Raw genomic sequence first — 17,113 nt, 5'->3', positions numbered from 1 at the left:
CGAAAGTCGGTAGCGAGGTCAGTCAGCGTCCAAAAGCGCTTGGGGGAGCGTGCACATCCCTTGGCACCGTCGATGCTGCATAACCGCTCGCCCCTTTCAGGACAGCTTCTAAGGAGCAGTCATGAGCTATGTGATCGACCGACGTCTCAATGGCAAGAACAAGAGCACGGTGAACCGTCAGCGGTTTCTGCGGCGTTACCGTGATCACATCAAAAAGGCTGTCGAAGAGGCGGTCAGCCGGCGCTCCATTACCGATATGGAACACGGCGAACAAATCAGCATTCCCGGTCGCGACATTGACGAACCGGTGCTTCACCACGGTCGCGGTGGCAAGCAGACCGTCGTGCACCCGGGCAACAAGGAGTTCACCAGTGGCGAGCACATTGCCCGCCCGCCCGGAGGTGGCGGTGGCAGAGGGCCGGGCAAGGCCGGCAACACGGGCGAAGGGATGGACGAGTTCGTCTTCCAGATCACCCAGGAGGAATTCCTCGAATTCATGTTCGAGGACCTTGAGCTGCCGAACCTGGTCAAACGCAACCTGACCGGCACCGACACCTTCAAGACCGTTCGTGCCGGGATCAGTAACGAAGGCAATCCGTCGCGGATCAACATCATCCGCACCTTGCGCTCGGCCCATGCTCGGCGCATCGCCCTGTCTGGCAGCAGCCGGGCAAAATTACGCGAGGCCAAGGAAGAACTGCTGCGCCTCAAGCGTGAAGAGCCAGACAACTTCGGCGACATTCAGAAAATCGAGGCGGAAATCGAAAAGCTCAGTGCGCGCATTCATCGCGTACCGTTCCTCGATACCTTCGACCTCAAGTACAACCTGCTCATCAAACAGCCCAACCCCAGTTCCAAGGCAGTAATGTTCTGCCTGATGGACGTGTCCGGCTCCATGACCCAAGCGACCAAGGACATCGCCAAGCGTTTCTTTATCCTGCTGTACCTGTTTCTCAAGCGTAACTACGACAAGATCGACGTCGTGTTCATTCGCCACCACACCAGTGCCCGGGAAGTGGACGAAGAAGAGTTTTTCTATTCTCGCGAAACCGGCGGCACCATCGTTTCCAGCGCCTTGAAACTGATGCAGGAGATCATGGCCGAACGCTATCCGAGCAATGAGTGGAACATCTATGCCGCCCAGGCCTCCGACGGCGATAACTGGAACGACGACTCGCCGATCTGCCGCGACATTCTGATCAACCAGATCATGCCGTTCGTGCAGTACTACACTTACGTTGAGATTACCCCGCGCGAACATCAGGCCCTGTGGTTCGAGTACGAACGCATCGCCGAAGCCTTCTCTGACACTTTTGCCCAGCAACAACTGGTCTCGGCCGGGGATATCTATCCGGTCTTCCGTGAACTCTTCCAGCGCAGGTTAGTGACATGACCGCCAAAGAGCAGAAGCGCCAACCCATTTCCACCGGCTCCGAATGGACGTTCGAGCTGATTCAGGCCTACGACAAAGAAATCAGTCGTCTGGCGGCTCGCTACGCGCTCGATACTTACCCCAACCAGATCGAAGTGATCACCGCCGAGCAAATGATGGACGCCTACGCCTCCGTCGGCATGCCGCTGGGTTATCACCATTGGTCCTACGGCAAACACTTCCTCAGCACCGAGAAATCCTACAGTCGCGGCCAGATGGGGCTGGCGTACGAAATCGTGATCAACTCGGACCCTTGCATCGCCTACTTGATGGAAGAAAACACCATCTGCATGCAGGCTTTGGTCGTTGCCCATGCCTGCTACGGGCATAACAGCTTTTTCAAAGGCAATTACCTGTTCCGCACCTGGACTGACGCCAGTTCGATCATTGATTACCTGGTGTTCGCCAAGCAATACATCATGCAGTGCGAAGAGCGCCACGGTATCGACGCGGTCGAGGACTTGCTGGATTCCTGCCATGCCCTGATGAACTATGGAGTCGATCGCTACAAACGCCCGTATCCGATTTCCGCCGAAGAAGAACGTCGCCGGCAAAAGGATCGGGAAGAGCATTTGCAGAAGCAGATCAACGATCTGTGGCGGACCATTCCAAAAGGTGCGGACAAGTACAGCGACAAGGACAACGCGCGCTTCCCCGCCGAACCTCAGGAAAACATCCTCTACTTCATCGAAAAACACGCACCACTGCTGGAACCATGGCAGCGGGAAATCGTGCGGATCGTGCGCAAGATCGCCCAGTATTTCTACCCGCAACGTCAGACCCAGGTGATGAACGAGGGCTGGGCCACGTTCTGGCATTACACCCTGATGAACGACCTGTATGACGAAGGCCTGGTGACCGACGGCTTCATGATGGAGTTTTTGACGTCCCACACCAGCGTGGTCTATCAACCCGGCTTCGACAGCCCCTACTACAACGGCATCAACCCCTACACCTTGGGTTTTGCCATGTACCGGGACATCCGCCGCATGTGTGAACACCCTACCGAAGAGGACTACCGCTGGTTCCCTGAAATTGCCGGCACCGACTGGCTGTCGAGCATCAAGTTCGCCATGAGTAGCTTCAAGGATGAAAGCTTCATCCTGCAGTACCTGTCACCCCAGGTGATCCGTGACCTGAAGTTGTTCAGCATTCTCGATGACGACCAGAAGGAGGATCTGCTAGTCCCGGCCATTCACGACGAAGGAGGTTACCGCATCATCCGTGAAACCCTGGCGGCGCAGTACAACCTCGGTAATCGCGAACCCAACGTGCAGATTTACAGCATCGACCGGCGTGGTGATCGCTCCCTGACCTTGCGTCACCAGCAACACGACCGTAAACCGCTGGGCGAGTCCACCGAGGAAGTGCTCAAGCACCTCCACCGCCTGTGGGGCTTCGATATTCATCTGGAAACCCTCCAAGGCGACCAGGTGATGAAAACCCATCATGTTCCGCCTAGAGGCGAGCACGCTGAAGGCGATTACGGGCGACTGGACCTGGCCGTTATTCATCTTTGATCCCGTTTCGGCCTCCGGAAGTTCGACGCAAAGGTTATTCTGTCGAGCTAACGGAGGTTTTTTATGCGGATTTATAAAGTCGGCGGTGCGGTACGCGATCGCCTGCTGGGCAAGCCTGTCACCGACATCGACTGGGTTGTGGTTGGCGCCACCACTGAAGAAATGCTCGCCAAGGGCTTTCGCCCGGTAGGCGCGGACTTCCCGGTGTTCCTTCACCCAAAAAGCGGCGAGGAATACGCCCTCGCCCGCACCGAACGCAAAAGCGGACGCGGTTACGGCGGCTTTACCTTTCACGCCAACCCCGAAGTCACCCTCGAAGAAGACCTGATCCGTCGTGACCTGACCATCAACGCTATGGCCGAAGACGATCAGCAGAACCTGACCGATCCTTACCACGGCCAGCGCGATCTCGAAGCGCGCTTGCTTCGTCACGTTTCCCCCGCATTCGCCGAAGATCCGCTCAGGGTTCTGCGCGTTGCCCGTTTCGCAGCTCGTTATGCGGGGCTCGGTTTCACCGTGGCGCCGGAGACACTGGAACTGATGCGCCAACTCAGCGAGTCAGGTGAACTGGAAGCCTTGACCGCCGAACGCAGCTGGAAGGAAATTTCCCGCGCCCTGATGGAAGATCAGCCACAGGTGTTCATCGAAGTGCTGCGCGAATGTGGCGCTCTCAAAGTATTAATGCCGGAAGTCGATGCCCTGTTCGGCGTGCCGCAACCGGAAGCCCATCACCCCGAAATCGACACCGGCGTGCACACTTTGAGCGTGCTGGAACAGGCCGCGCGGCACAAACAACCACTTACCGTGCGTTGGGCCTGCCTGCTGCACGACCTCGGCAAGGGACTGACGCCCGAGGCAGAGTGGCCCCGACACATAGCTCATGAGCACAAGGGCTTGAAGCTGATCAAAGCGGTCAACGAACGCTTCAAGGCGCCGAAGGACTGTCAGGAACTGGCTCTATTGGTGGGCGAATATCACACCCACGGCCATCGCGCGCTGGAACTGAAGCCGTCGACTTTGCTGGAGTTGCTGCAGAGTTTTGACATTTACCGTCGGCCGCAGCGGTTCGAGGAATTTATCGCGGCGTGCGAGATGGACGCCCGAGGACGTAAAGGGCTGGAGCAGCGAAGTTATCCACAGGCTGATTATTTGCGCGGAGCAGCGAATGCTGCGCGGGCTGTAGCGGTTCAGCCGTTGCTGGACAAGGGATTCAAAGGACCGGAGCTGGGCGAGGCGATCAAGCGCGAGCGGCTCAAGGCGCTGAAGGCTTACAAAGACGCGGCGTCTGCCTGAAAAAGCTTCGCGAGCAAGCCCGCTCCCACAAGGTCAGCGCAAGCCCTGTGGGAGCGGGCTTGCTCGCGAAGGCGTCATCCGCATCACAACAATGCTGAAGGGGTCAACTGCTCGCCGCGCCACTCAAACGCCACCGGCGCCAACACCTGATCAATCTGCGCCTCACGCCACAACGTCGCAAAACTCTTGCCCACACCCGGATGCACGCGATCCGGCGCAATCAGCGACAACGGCCACAACACGAAGGCATTTTTCAGAATTTCTGCCCGCGGCAGGATCAAGCCATCGAAGTTGCCCACCAGATCACCGAACAGCAACACGTCGATATCCAGCGGCAAGCCTTTGCGGTCCGGCGCATAACGGCCATTGTCCGCCTCGATGAATTTCAGCCGGCGATCCAGTTCCATCAGCGGCAAATCGGTAAAAGCCGATACCACAAAATTGAAGAAAGGCCCGCTCTTGATCCCCACCGGTTGACTTTCGAACACCGCCGAGCAGCGTATATCCACGAGGAAACCGGCCAAGGCTTCCAGGCCAGCCTGCAAATGGGATTCGCGCTCGATATTGCTACCGAGCCCGAGAAACACCTGAGTCAGCGACATCCGCGCTCAATCTCCACGCCCACACCGCCTGTGGCAGCCGGGATGGCGCCTGGCTTGGTCAGCTTGAGGCGCATCCAGGTGATATTGAATTCGCTCATCAGGACTTCAGCCAGACGCTCGGCGAAGGTCTCGACCAGTTGGAACTGCGCCTGCTCGGCAAAGGCCTGGATACGCGACGACACACTGGCGTAATCGAGTGCCAGCGTCAGGTCATCACCGGCCGCGGCCGGGCGATTATCCCAGGCGAAACTCAGATCAAGACGCAAGCACTGTCGGATGCCTCGCTCCCAGTCGTAGGCACCAATCACGGTGTCGACTTCCAGGCCCTCGATAAACACTCTGTCCAAGCACTTTTCTCCGCTGCACGACAAGGGCGCAATGCGCCGTTAGAATCAGGGCGTCCTCGCCCGGAATAGTTAGCATGTTTTGGTTACTGGCGACCCTCGCCTACCTGCTCGGCTCTCTGTCCTTCGCCATTTTGCTCAGCCGCCTGACCGGTAACCCCGATCCGCGAATGAGTGGCTCGGGCAATGCCGGCGCCACCAACATGTTGCGCCTGGCCGGCAAAAAACTTGCCGTTCTGACCTTGATCGGGGACCTCTTCAAAGGCCTGCTGCCGGTACTGATCGCCGGCGTTGCGGGCCTTTCGCTTCAAGAACAGGCCTGGATCGGCGTCTGTGCCGTTATCGGCCACCTGTTCCCGTTGTATTTCCGCTTCCGCGGCGGCAAAGGTGTCGCCACCTCTGCCGGCATGCTACTCGGACTCTACCCGCCCGCCGCACTGCTGGCGGTCTGCGCCTGGTTGCTGACGTTCTACCTGACTCGCACCAGCTCACTGGCGGCCTTGATCGCCACACCGCTGACACTGCCGCTGCTGGCCTGGCAAGAACCGGCGGCCCTGCTGCCCATGAGCGCACTCACGGGACTGATCGTCTGGCGACATCGGGGCAATCTACGCGACCTGTTTGCCGGGCGCGAACGGCATTTTTAAATACCGGGCATGAGCGCGGTTCATCCCGCACCTCATCACAGCGCCGACAATTGCTCCATCGGCCAACGCGCCTGCACGCTGATCGCCAGGCTTTCGTGCTGACCGGCCTGCAAACGCTGGCAGCCGGCAAAGGCAATCATCGCGCCGTTGTCGGTGCAGAACTCTGGACGAGCATAAAAAACATCGCCCTTCATGTCGCCTAGCATCTTCTCCAGTGAGGTACGCAGCGCCTTGTTGGCGCTGACGCCGCCAGCGATCACCAAGCGCTTCATGCCGGCCTGTTTCAGGGCACGCTTGCACTTGATGGTCAAAGTCTCCACCACGGCCTGCTGGAACGCCAGCGCGATGTCGCAACGGGCTTGCTCGCTGTCGTCCCCGGCGCTGACGCTCTGCTGCCAGGTGTTCAGGGCGAAGGTTTTCAAGCCGCTGAAACTGAAGGCCAGGCCCGGACGGTCGCACATCGGACGCGGGAAAGTGAAGCGTCCTGCAACCCCTTGCTCCGCCAGGCGAGCGATTTCCGGGCCACCTGGATAATTGAGGCCCATCATCTTCGCGGTCTTGTCGAAAGCTTCACCGGCGGCATCGTCGAGGGTCTCGCCCAGGAGCGTGTATTGACCGATCCCGTCGACCTGAACCAGCTGCGTATGACCGCCAGACACCAACAAAGCGACGAACGGGAATTCTGGCGGCTGTGACTCCAGCATCGGCGCCAGCAGGTGACCTTCCATGTGGTGCACGCCCAGCGCCGGAATACCCCAGGCAAAGGCCAGCGCCTGAGCGCAGGAAGCGCCCACCAGCAAGGCACCGACCAGGCCAGGACCCGCGGTATAGGCGATGGCATCGATCTCGGTCGGCACACAGTCAGCCTCAGCCAACACCTGACGAATCAAGGGCAGCATGCGTTTGACGTGATCACGCGAGGCCAACTCCGGCACGACCCCGCCATAGGCGCGGTGCAGGTCGATCTGGCTGAACAGCGCGTCGGCCAGCAGGCCGCGTTCACTGTCATATAATGCGACACCGGTTTCGTCGCAGGAGGTTTCTAATCCCAGTACTAGCATGGGTTTGCGCCTTGTTTAGGCTGAATTCGAAGGCGCGCATAATAGTCGCCATGTGATGCCCCGACTAGCGGTTTTCGATCAGAGGCTTTGCATTCCGGGCGATGAGGGGTTAACATCCGCAACCCTTAAAAACCGACGTCTTCAAGTGCTCTTTTGCCACGAGGATGTTGACCCCGGTAATGAATGAAGGTAGCTCTGGATGCCAGCCGTCAAAGTAAAAGAGAACGAACCCTTCGACGTAGCTCTGCGTCGTTTCAAGCGCTCCTGCGAAAAAGCCGGTGTACTGGCTGAAGTTCGTAGCCGCGAATTCTACGAGAAGCCTACTTCTGAGCGTAAGCGCAAAGCAGCAGCCGCTGTTAAGCGTCACGCCAAGAAAGTTCAGCGCGAACAGCGCCGCGCCGTTCGTCTGTACTAATACACAGACGTTCGTAGCAAGCTTCTGCCAAGCCCGGCCCTCAGCCGGGCTAATGGCATTTGCGGAAAACGCTTGATGCTTCACCGTCAAAGCCGCACACGCGACCGAGACAAATCTGCTTCACAGCGTCAGACCTGGCTCTTTTGCCAGCGGTGCACGTCTTTTCTGACGAGCCTTCCAAGGCTACTGACGAGCACACCCACTGATTCCTCTCACGACGATCAGCCCAAGGCACCTTCTTGCGTGCCAGCTTATGAGCTATCCGAGGCCATCGACAGGCCGCAGCGGATTTCAGCGCAACACTTTCAAATAGTCGAATACTGATTGGTACTAACGTCAGTGGATTTTCGGCAGATACACTTCCCGACAGCGATTACGCAGACGACACTGGTCGAGCCGCACATTTTGCGCGCCTCAAACAAGGACCCGCGCTCAGCCGCTCTTCGTTTCGGATCCATTGCAGCGCAGATGACGAGAACGCCATGGCCGGGCTAATTCCCCAGAGCTTCATTGACGACCTTCTGAACCGCACCGACATCGTCGACGTGGTCAGCTCGCGCCTGCAAATAAAAAAGGCTGGCAAGAACTACACCGCCTGCTGCCCGTTCCACAAAGAGAAAACCCCCTCCTTCAGCGTCAGCCCCGACAAGCAGTTTTATTATTGCTTTGGCTGCGGCGCTGGCGGCAACGCCCTCGGCTTCATGATGGACCACGACAATCTGGATTTCGTCCAGGCTGTCGAGGAACTGGCCAAAGCCGCCGGCATGGAAATCCCCCGCGAAGAAAGCGGACGCCCGCACAAACCGCGGCAGCCGACCGATTCGCCGCTCTACCCGCTACTCACCGCCGCCGCCGACTTTTACCGCCAGGCGCTGAAAAGCCATCCATCGCGAAAAGCAGCGGTGGATTACTTGAAGGGTCGCGGGCTGACCGGCGAAATCGCCCGAGACTTCGGCCTCGGCTTTGCCCCGCCCGGCTGGGACAATCTGTTCAAGCACCTGAGCAGCGACACCCTGCAACAGAAAGCCATGATCGATGCCGGCCTGCTGATCGAGAACGCCGAAACCGGCAAACGCTATGACCGCTTCCGCGATCGCGTGATGTTCCCGATCCGCGACAGCCGCGGGCGAATCATCGCCTTCGGCGGCCGGGTATTGGGCGACGACAAGCCGAAATACCTGAACTCACCGGAAACCCCGGTATTCCATAAGGGCCAGGAACTCTACGGCCTTTATGAAGCACGCAAGAACAACCGCAACCTCGACGAAATCATCGTCGTCGAAGGCTACATGGATGTTATCGCCCTGGCCCAGCAAGGTCTGCGCAATGCTGTCGCGACCCTGGGCACCGCCACCAGCGAAGAGCACTTGAAGCGTCTGTTTCGCGTCGTGCCCAACGTGCTGTTCTGTTTCGACGGCGATCAGGCGGGCCGAAATGCCGCCTGGCGGGCACTGGAGGCAACGCTGCCGAGCCTGCAGGACGGACGGCGCGCACGCTTTTTGTTCCTCCCCGAAGGCGAAGACCCGGATACGCTGGTCCGCTCCGAAGGCACTGATGCCTTCCGCGCACGGATCAACCAGCACGCCCAGCCATTAGCGGATTATTTTTTTCAACAGCTGACCGAGGAATCGGACCCACGCTCGCTCGAAGGCAAGGCCCACATGGCCACTCTCGCCGCGCCGCTGATCGACAAAGTCCCCGGGGCGAACCTGCGCATCCTGATGCGTCAGCGCCTGACCGAAATTACCGGGCTTAGCGGTGAAGCCGTGAGCCAGCTGGTGCAAAGCGCGCCCCAGGAAGCTCCGCCGGCGTACGATCCGGGCATCGATTACGACGCCATGCCGGATTACAGCGACTACCATCAGCCGCAGGCACAAGAGATGTATGTGCCGCAGCAGGAATGGACACCGAAGAAACCCGGCGCCGGCGGCAAGAAATGGGACAAAAAACCGTGGGACAAAAATGGCAAACGCGGCGGTGATCACGATCAACCCCGCGCGCCACGGGTGCCGGCCGCTGTAGAGCCGCCGACCCTGGCCGCCTTGCGCACGCTATTGCATCACCCGCAATTGGCCGAGAAAGTCGAGGATGCCGGGCACTTTGCTGCCGAGGATCACACCAACACGCAATTGCTGGTGGCCTTGCTCGAAGCCGTACAGAAGAATCCCAAGCTAAACTCATTTCAGTTGATTGCACGCTGGCACGGTACGGAGCAAGGACGTTTGCTCAAGGCGCTGGCGGAAAAGGAATGGCTGATTGATGGAGATAACCTTGAACAACAGTTTTTCGACACCATTACTAGCTTGTCAGCCCGCCAACGCGAGCGAAACCTGGAACAACTTCTCAGGAAAGCACGTCAAAGTGAACTGAGTGCCGAAGAGAAAAACCAACTGCGCGACCTATTAAGTCGCAATGTTTCCGCAACAAGCCCGACCTCAACTGGCGCGTGAGGTCATAGCTCAGGTATAATCCTCGGCTTGTTTTTTGCCCGCCAAGACCTTCAGTGGATAGGGTGTTATGTCCGGAAAAGCGCAACAGCAGTCTCGTATCAAAGAGTTGATCACACTTGGTCGTGAGCAGGGTTACCTGACTTACGCGGAGGTCAACGACCACCTGCCGGAGGATATTTCAGATCCGGAACAGGTGGAAGACATCATCCGCATGATCAATGACATGGGGATCAACGTATTCGAGGTTGCGCCAGATAAGGATTCCCTTATGCTGGCCGACGCCGATACCGACGAAGCCGCGGCCGAAGAGGCAGCAGCAGCGTTGGCAGCGGTCGAGACCGACATTGGTCGCACCACCGACCCAGTGCGCATGTACATGCGTGAAATGGGTACGGTAGAGCTCCTCACACGTGAAGGCGAAATTGAAATCGCCAAGCGTATTGAAGAGGGCATCCGCGAAGTGATGGGCGCAATTGCGCACTTCCCTGGCACGGTTGACCATATTCTCTCCGAATACACTCGCGTCACCACCGAAGGTGGCCGCCTGTCCGACGTCCTGAGCGGTTATATCGACCCGGACGACGGCATTGCGCCGCCTGCTGCAGAAGTGCCGCCGCCTGTCGACCCGAAAGCCGTGAAAGCGGACGACGACACCGACGACGACGAAGCTGAAGCCAGCACCGACGACGAAGAAGAAGCCGAAAGCGGTCCGGATCCGGTCATCGCAGCTCAGCGCTTTGGCGCTGTTGCCGACCAGATGGAAATCACCCGCAAGGCGCTGAAAAAGCACGGTCGTGGCAACAAGCTGGCAATTGCCGAGCTGGTGCTGCTGGCTGAGCTGTTCATGCCGATCAAACTGGTTCCGAAGCAATTCGAAGGCCTGGTCGAGCGTGTTCGCAGTGCCCTGGATCGTCTGCGTCAGCAAGAGCGCGCGATCATGCAACTTTGCGTTCGTGATGCCCGCATGCCGCGTGCCGACTTCCTGCGCCAGTTCCCGGGCAACGAAGTCGACGAAAGCTGGACCGATGCGCTGGCCAAAGGCAAAAGCAAATACGCTGAAGCCATTGGTCGCCTGCAACCGGACATCATTCGTTGCCAGCAGAAGCTAACCGCGCTGCAAACCGAAACCGGTTTGACGATCGCCGAGATCAAGGACATCAACCGTCGCATGTCGATCGGTGAGGCCAAGGCCCGCCGCGCGAAGAAAGAGATGGTAGAAGCGAACTTGCGTCTGGTGATCTCCATCGCCAAGAAGTACACCAACCGTGGCCTGCAATTCCTCGATCTGATCCAGGAAGGCAACATCGGCTTGATGAAAGCGGTAGATAAATTCGAATACCGCCGCGGCTACAAATTCTCGACTTATGCCACCTGGTGGATCCGTCAGGCGATCACTCGCTCGATCGCCGACCAGGCCCGCACCATCCGTATTCCGGTGCACATGATCGAGACGATCAACAAGCTCAACCGTATTTCCCGCCAGATGTTGCAGGAAATGGGTCGCGAACCGACCCCGGAAGAGCTGGGCGAACGCATGGAAATGCCTGAGGACAAGATCCGCAAGGTATTGAAGATCGCTAAAGAGCCGATCTCCATGGAAACCCCGATCGGTGATGACGAAGACTCCCATCTGGGTGACTTCATCGAAGACTCGACCATGCAGTCGCCAATCGATGTCGCCACTGTTGAGAGCCTTAAAGAAGCGACTCGCGAAGTCTTGTCCGGCCTCACTGCCCGTGAAGCCAAGGTTCTACGCATGCGCTTCGGTATCGACATGAATACCGACCACACCCTCGAGGAGGTTGGTAAGCAGTTCGACGTGACCCGTGAACGGATTCGCCAGATCGAAGCCAAGGCGCTGCGCAAGCTGCGCCACCCGACGAGAAGCGAGCATTTGCGCTCCTTCCTCGACGAGTAATACAAAACCCCCGGCCCAGGCCGGGGGTTTTGCTTTTATACAGATTAAATCCCTCGCACCTCCCCCCCTCCGAATTGCCCGTCTACACTCGAAACATTCCCCGAGCCATAACGAGACCGTTATGCCCAGACTGCCGACCGTGCTTTTTTTGCTGTCGCTATTGACCTGGACCGCAACGGCTGGCGCGCTGACTCTGACCGACGAAGAACGTAGCTGGCTGGCGACTCACCCGGACTTGCGCCTGGGTGTCGATGCGTCATGGCCCCCCTTCGAGTTTCGCGACGATCAGGGCCGCTATCAGGGCCTTGCAGCAGACTATATCGACAGGATCCGTCAACGCCTGGCCATCAAGCTCACGCCCATCGAGCCCGTCAGCTGGACCGTCGTCCTGGAGCAGGCCAAACAAGCCAAGCTGGACCTGTTGCCCGGCATCATGTCGACCCCGGAGCGCCAGACTTACCTCTCCTTCACTCGCCCCTACCTGGACTTCCCGATTGTTATCCTTGCCCATGTCGGAGGCCCTCAGCCCCGTAAACTCGAAGACTTGTACGGTCTGAAAGTCGCCGTGGTGGAAAACTATGCGCCCCATGAGCTGTTGCGCACCCACAATCCCGACCTCAATCTGGTGGCGATGCCCAACGTCAGCTCAGCGCTGCAGGCGCTGGCTACCGATGAAGTCGATGCGGTAGTCGGCGATCTCGCCTCCAGCGTCTGGAGCCTGCGTCAGTTAAAGCTCGACGGGCTCTACGTCAGCGGCGAAACCCCTTATCGCTATCAATTGGCGATGGGCGTGCCCCGGGACAACAAGATACTGGTCGGCATTCTGGATAAAGTCCTGGCGGACATGTCCCCGGACGAAATCAATGAGATTCAGGAGCAGTGGGTCGGCAACGTCCTCGATCATCGGACTTTCTGGAACGATCTGCTGGTTTACGGTCTACCGGGATTGCTGCTGCTGATCATCGTGCTGGCGATGGTTATCCGGATCAACCGGCGGCTGAGTTCAGAAATTGCCCGCCGGGTCGACCTGGAACAGGAACTGCGCAGCAGTGAATACCATTACCGCGGGCTGGTGGAGAGCCTTTCGGCCATTGCCTGGGAAGCGCGGATCAGCGATTTCACCTACAGCTATGTGTCCCCCCATGCCGAGGATCTGCTCGGTTACCCCTTGTCTCATTGGCTGATTCCGGGCTTCTGGCGCAACATCATTCACCCCGCCGACCTGACTCGCGCCCAGACCTTCTGTGATCACGAAGTACTGGCCGGGCGCGATCACAGCCTCGATTACCGGGTCATTACCGCCGATGGCCGCTGCATTTGGGTGCGCGATATCGTCAGCCTGATCGAGCACGGCCATGAACCGGTGTTGCGTGGGCTGATGATCGACATCAGCGAGGCCAAGCGCACCGAAGAGGCGTTGCGCCTGTCGGAACAGAAGTTCGCCTCGGTGTTCCAGCAATGCCCGGACATACTGGTCATTGCGCGGCTCTGCGACGGCTGCCTGCTGGAGGTCAACGAGGCGTTCGAAGAACAGATCGGTCTCAAGGCCGAAGACGTCATCGGCCAGACGGCCACCGACCTCAATATCTGGGGAGTACCCGGCGTCGGGCCAGGCTTGTTGCAACGGTTGCAGGCCGGCAGCATCCGTAACCTGGAGATGCCCTTTCGCCGCAACAATGGCCAGGTGTTTACCGGCCTGATCTCCGCTGAGCCGTTCGACCTCGATACAACCCCTGCGCTGGTAGTGGTCGTGCGGGATATCAGCCAGCTCAAGGAAACCCAGAAACAGCTGCAAACCTCCGAAGAGAAGTTCGCCAAGGCCTTCCATGCCTCCCCCGACGGCCTGCTGTTGTCACGGCAGAGCGACGGTTTACTGATTGAGGTCAACGAGGGTTTCAGTCGCATTACCGGTTTCAACAGCGCTATGTCCGTGGATCGCTCCGCCCTTGAACTGGGTATCTGGGTCAATCTCAACGAACGCAAACAGATGCTCGACCTGCTGCACCGGGACGGTTTCGTCCGCGACTTCAGTTGCCATATACGCCGCAGCGACGGACAGATCCGCCTCTGCGAAGTGTCCAGCCGTCCGCTGCCGATCGGCGATGAAGATTGCATGCTGACCATCGCCCGGGACATCACCGAGCGACACTTGATGCAGGAAAAGCTGCAACAGGCTGCCACGGTATTCGAGAGTACCGCTGAAGGTGTTTTGATCACCGACACTCAACAACACATCAGCGCGGTTAACCGTGCGTTTACCGAAATCACCGGCTACAGCGAGAGCGAAGCATTGGGCCACACCCCTCGCCTGCTCGCCTCGGGCCTGCACGACAGCGCGTTTTATGCCGCCATGTGGCATCAGCTGACAGCCGAAGGTCATTGGCAGGGCGAAATTTCCAATCGGCGCAAGAATGGCGAGCTCTATCCGAGCTGGCTGACCATCAGTGCAGTGCGCAACCGGGACAGATTCGTCACCCACTTTGTCGCGGTGTTCGCGGACATTTCCAGCCTCAAACACGCCCAGGCCAAGCTCGATTACCAGGCACACCACGACCCGCTGACCGGGCTGCCAAATCGCACGCTGTTCGAGAGCCGATTGCTGACTGCGCTCAACAACCAACAGGAAAACGGCGGCCAGGGGGCGGTGCTGTTCCTGGACCTGGACCGTTTCAAACACATCAACGACAGCCTGGGTCACCCGGTCGGTGACCTGCTGCTCAAGGGCATTGCCGTGCGCCTCAAGGAGCAGTTGCGCGACATCGACACCGTGGCGCGCCTGGGTGGCGACGAATTCATCATCCTGCTGCCCGGGCTGCAGCAATCCAGTGACGCCGACAACATCGCGACCAAATTGCTCAATTGCTTCGGCGCACCGTTCCAGGCTGGCGAACATGAGTTTTTTATCAGCGCCAGTATCGGCACCAGCCTGTATCCCAAGGATGGCTGCGACGTCGCCACGCTGGTCAAGAACGCCGATGCGGCGATGTACCGCTCAAAGGCCAAGGGTCGCAACCGGGTCGAAAGCTATACCCGCGACCTCACCGCTCAAGCCAGCGAGCGAGTGGCACTTGAACATGAACTGCGACGTGCTATCGAGCGCAACGAACTGCACCTCCATTATCAACCGAAGATCAGCCTGGTCGACCATCGCCTGGTCGGCGCAGAAGCGCTCATTCGCTGGCGCCACCCGACCTTCGGCGAGGTGCCGCCGGAGCACTTCATTCCGCTGGCCGAAGAAAACGGCATGATCCTGCAAATCGGCGATTGGGTTCTCGAAACCGCCTGCCGGCAGATGTTCCAGTGGAATCAGGTTTACGAACCCGTCGGCCCACTGTCGGTCAACCTCGCAGGCGCTCAATTGCGTCAGCCGAACCTGCTCGGCCGGATCGAACAACTGCTCAAGGACAACCGCCTCAAACCCGATTTCCTGCAACTGGAAATCACCGAAAACTTCATCATGAGCCAGGCTGAAGAGGCGTTGGCCGTGCTGCATCAACTCAAACACCTGGGCGTGCAACTGGCGATCGACGACTTCGGCACCGGTTACTCGTCCCTGAGCTACCTCAAACGCCTGCCACTGGACATTCTCAAGATCGACCAGTCTTTCGTCCGCGGCCTGCCGGATGACCCCCACGACGCAGCCATCGTTCGCGCCATCATCGCCCTGGGCCGAAGCATGCAATTCACCATCATCGCCGAGGGCGTCGAAACCCTCGCACAGCAGCAATTCCTCGCTGCCGAGGGCTGTGAACAGATCCAGGGCTACATCGTCAGCCTGCCTTTGCCACCGGAAGAATTTGCCGCGACGTTTCTTCGTATAGCCATTTCAGACTTTTCGGATAGCACAGCCGAGAAACCGTCGCTATAATCCGCGGCCTACTGAGGGCCTATAGCTCAGTTGGTTAGAGCAGGGGACTCATAATCCCTTGGTCGTAGGTTCGAGTCCTACTGGGCCCACCATCTTGAAAGCCGCGCAATGCGCGGCTTTTTCGTGTCTGTTGGAATAACGTGTTCGGGGCTTCCAATCTTCATACGCACAGATCACTCTCAGCTTAAGAAGCATCCGTTAACGCTGGAATGGCCTGCACTGATCGCAGCTGCTCAAGCATTGCACCCGTCAACACGACCTCATACGTATCCGCCGCCCTGCCCCACTGTTCAACGATGACCATGCCGTCGACAAGTACGCGTCCCAATTCGGTAATCGTATCGGCCAATTCTTCTACGATCGTTTGAGTCCTCAGCCACACACGATCAGTAATCTCTTTCAGTTCAGCCGTTATGCGGTCAGACGAGGCCGGATCCGTATCGGGGTAGGCGAGATTGCGCAGCAAGTGCCGTAACTCCCTTATTTTTGCGTAATCCTGTTCCGCCCCCAGCTCTCCTTTGAGGATGGCTGTCGCTTTCGACTTATCGACGCGTTTGTCGGGCGAATGCGGTGAAGCTAACGTCTGCCCCATCGCGCCCGCAAACAGGACCATCATTCGCGCCTCCAGATGTTCCCTCATAGCTTGCATCGATGAAATTGGCCGCACCAGGCTAATGGACGCCCCGCCTTGATGCCGCAGGTCCATGGTCACTGTCAGGGTCACGCCACCCGTTTCAAACCCCAAGGCTCGGGCCATGACGTAATGCGCCATTTCGTGATTGGCAATCTGCAACGCACGTTCCCGTACAGCGGGTGGCATTTTCTTTGTCATTTCCATCGCCTCGCATCCCTCGATTTCGCATTCGACTACGACTGACTGTTGGTGTCCATACCGTCGATTACGCCTTGTTCAAGCCAAAGAAAAACCCGAGAGGCAGAAGCGCTCTGAACGGTACTGAGGCGAGATCAACCATCCGCGGTGCGAGATGTGCCTGTAACATGCCAACCCATTGATCTGTGCCGCTGGAGACGCCCCTTGCCTGACACTCGCCCGCCCGTCCTTGACGAAATCGACCGCCAATTGATTGCAGCCTTGCAGATCAATGCCCGCGAGAGCGTGGCCATGCTCGCGCGCCAATTGGGCATCGCTCGCACCACCGTGACTTCGCGGCTGGCCCGGCTGGAAAAAGCCAAGGTAATCACCGGTTACGGCGTGCGTTTGGGTCAACGTGTCGTGGATGGCGGCTTGCAGGCGTACGTCGGGATCACGGTGCAACCGCGCTCGGGCAAGGAAGTGTTGCGACGCCTCAGCGCAATGGCCCAGGTGCAGCAGTTGTGCGCAGTCAGTGGCGAATTTGATTACGTGGCGTGGTTGCGCACCGACTCACCAGAGCAACTTGATCAGTTGCTGGATCAGATAGGCAGCGTGGATGGGGTGGAGAAGACGACTACGTCGATTATCTTGAGTAGCAAGATTGATCGGGGGCAGCCGGTTTGAGTTTTTGCCGATAGCTCTTGGATGTCTGGGAGGGCCTCATCGCGAGCAAGCTCGGCTCCTACATT

13 protein-coding genes and 1 tRNA gene are annotated in these 17,113 nt (G+C 58.6%); 10 read left to right on the top strand and 4 right to left on the bottom strand.

Annotated features, from left to right (window positions below; genetic code table 11):
- Nucleotides 1-121 precede the first annotated feature (121 nt).
- The 3 genes from AC3WP4_RS11555 (at nucleotide 122) to AC3WP4_RS11545 (ending at nucleotide 4,245) form a co-directional block, all read left to right on the top strand.
- Nucleotides 122-1,393, top strand: a complete 1,272-nt coding sequence (locus tag AC3WP4_RS11555; protein WP_076029532.1) for a YeaH/YhbH family protein — start codon at nucleotides 122-124, stop codon at nucleotides 1,391-1,393.
- On the top strand, nucleotides 1,390-2,952 hold the full coding sequence (locus AC3WP4_RS11550) for a SpoVR family protein (protein ID WP_074871405.1): 1,563 nt from the start codon (nucleotides 1,390-1,392) through the stop codon (nucleotides 2,950-2,952). The genes AC3WP4_RS11555 and AC3WP4_RS11550 overlap by 4 nt, the downstream gene beginning before the upstream one ends.
- A 63-nt stretch (nucleotides 2,953-3,015) precedes the next feature.
- Nucleotides 3,016-4,245, top strand: a complete 1,230-nt coding sequence (locus AC3WP4_RS11545) for a multifunctional CCA addition/repair protein (RefSeq protein WP_102614868.1) — start codon at nucleotides 3,016-3,018, stop codon at nucleotides 4,243-4,245.
- 83 nt (nucleotides 4,246-4,328) lie between these two features.
- Here the strand turns inward: AC3WP4_RS11545 and folK are convergent, their stop codons facing one another.
- Both folK and folB read right to left on the bottom strand, forming a co-directional pair.
- Nucleotides 4,329-4,847: a 2-amino-4-hydroxy-6-hydroxymethyldihydropteridine diphosphokinase gene (gene folK / locus AC3WP4_RS11540; RefSeq protein WP_074871408.1), complete on the bottom strand. Its 519-nt coding sequence runs from the start codon at nucleotides 4,845-4,847 to the stop codon at nucleotides 4,329-4,331.
- Nucleotides 4,838-5,194 carry a dihydroneopterin aldolase gene (folB, locus tag AC3WP4_RS11535; RefSeq protein ID WP_008008297.1) on the bottom strand — a complete coding sequence of 119 codons (357 nt, stop codon included), beginning with the start codon at nucleotides 5,192-5,194 and terminating at the stop codon, nucleotides 4,838-4,840. The genes folK and folB overlap by 10 nt, the downstream gene beginning before the upstream one ends.
- A 74-nt stretch (nucleotides 5,195-5,268) precedes the next feature.
- Between folB and plsY the strand changes: the two genes are divergently transcribed.
- Nucleotides 5,269-5,838: a glycerol-3-phosphate 1-O-acyltransferase PlsY gene (gene plsY / locus AC3WP4_RS11530; RefSeq protein WP_008147193.1), complete on the top strand. Its 570-nt coding sequence runs from the start codon at nucleotides 5,269-5,271 to the stop codon at nucleotides 5,836-5,838.
- A 35-nt stretch (nucleotides 5,839-5,873) separates the two neighbouring features.
- Here plsY and tsaD read toward each other — a convergent pair whose 3' ends face one another.
- On the bottom strand, nucleotides 5,874-6,899 hold the full coding sequence (gene tsaD, locus AC3WP4_RS11525) for a tRNA (adenosine(37)-N6)-threonylcarbamoyltransferase complex transferase subunit TsaD (protein ID WP_102614869.1): 1,026 nt from the start codon (nucleotides 6,897-6,899) through the stop codon (nucleotides 5,874-5,876).
- A gap of 199 nt (nucleotides 6,900-7,098) precedes the next feature.
- Here tsaD and rpsU point away from each other — a divergent pair, with 199 nt between their 5' ends.
- The 5 genes from rpsU (at nucleotide 7,099) to AC3WP4_RS11500 (ending at nucleotide 15,642) form a co-directional block, all read left to right on the top strand.
- On the top strand, nucleotides 7,099-7,314 hold the full coding sequence (gene rpsU / locus AC3WP4_RS11520) for a 30S ribosomal protein S21 (protein WP_002551877.1): 216 nt from the start codon (nucleotides 7,099-7,101) through the stop codon (nucleotides 7,312-7,314).
- A 482-nt stretch (nucleotides 7,315-7,796) separates the two neighbouring features.
- Entirely contained in the window at nucleotides 7,797-9,764 is a 1,968-nt protein-coding gene (gene dnaG / locus AC3WP4_RS11515; protein ID WP_076029528.1) for a DNA primase, read from the top strand.
- Between the two features lie 67 nt (nucleotides 9,765-9,831).
- Complete coding sequence (gene rpoD, locus AC3WP4_RS11510) at nucleotides 9,832-11,682, top strand: RNA polymerase sigma factor RpoD (protein ID WP_074871412.1); 1,851 nt, start codon at nucleotides 9,832-9,834, stop codon at nucleotides 11,680-11,682.
- A 121-nt stretch (nucleotides 11,683-11,803) separates the two neighbouring features.
- Nucleotides 11,804-15,550, top strand: a complete 3,747-nt coding sequence (locus tag AC3WP4_RS11505) for a bifunctional diguanylate cyclase/phosphodiesterase (RefSeq protein ID WP_102614870.1) — start codon at nucleotides 11,804-11,806, stop codon at nucleotides 15,548-15,550.
- 15 nt (nucleotides 15,551-15,565) lie between these two features.
- Nucleotides 15,566-15,642, top strand: a tRNA-Ile gene (locus AC3WP4_RS11500).
- A 92-nt stretch (nucleotides 15,643-15,734) separates the two neighbouring features.
- Here AC3WP4_RS11500 and AC3WP4_RS11495 read toward each other — a convergent pair.
- Nucleotides 15,735-16,382, bottom strand: coding sequence for a peptidase M41 (locus tag AC3WP4_RS11495; protein ID WP_102614920.1), 648 nt, complete (start codon nucleotides 16,380-16,382; stop codon nucleotides 15,735-15,737).
- Nucleotides 16,383-16,586: 204 nt separating this feature from the next.
- Between AC3WP4_RS11495 and AC3WP4_RS11490 the strand changes: the two genes are divergently transcribed.
- Nucleotides 16,587-17,048 carry an Lrp/AsnC family transcriptional regulator gene (locus AC3WP4_RS11490; RefSeq protein WP_007980298.1) on the top strand — a complete coding sequence of 154 codons (462 nt, stop codon included), beginning with the start codon at nucleotides 16,587-16,589 and terminating at the stop codon, nucleotides 17,046-17,048.
- Nucleotides 17,049-17,113: the final 65 nt, after the last annotated feature.

This window comes from Pseudomonas sp. FW305-20, from assembly GCF_058788075.1.
The sequence above is the reverse complement of the archived record's forward strand: the minus strand, read 5'-3'. Positions and strand labels throughout refer to the sequence as shown.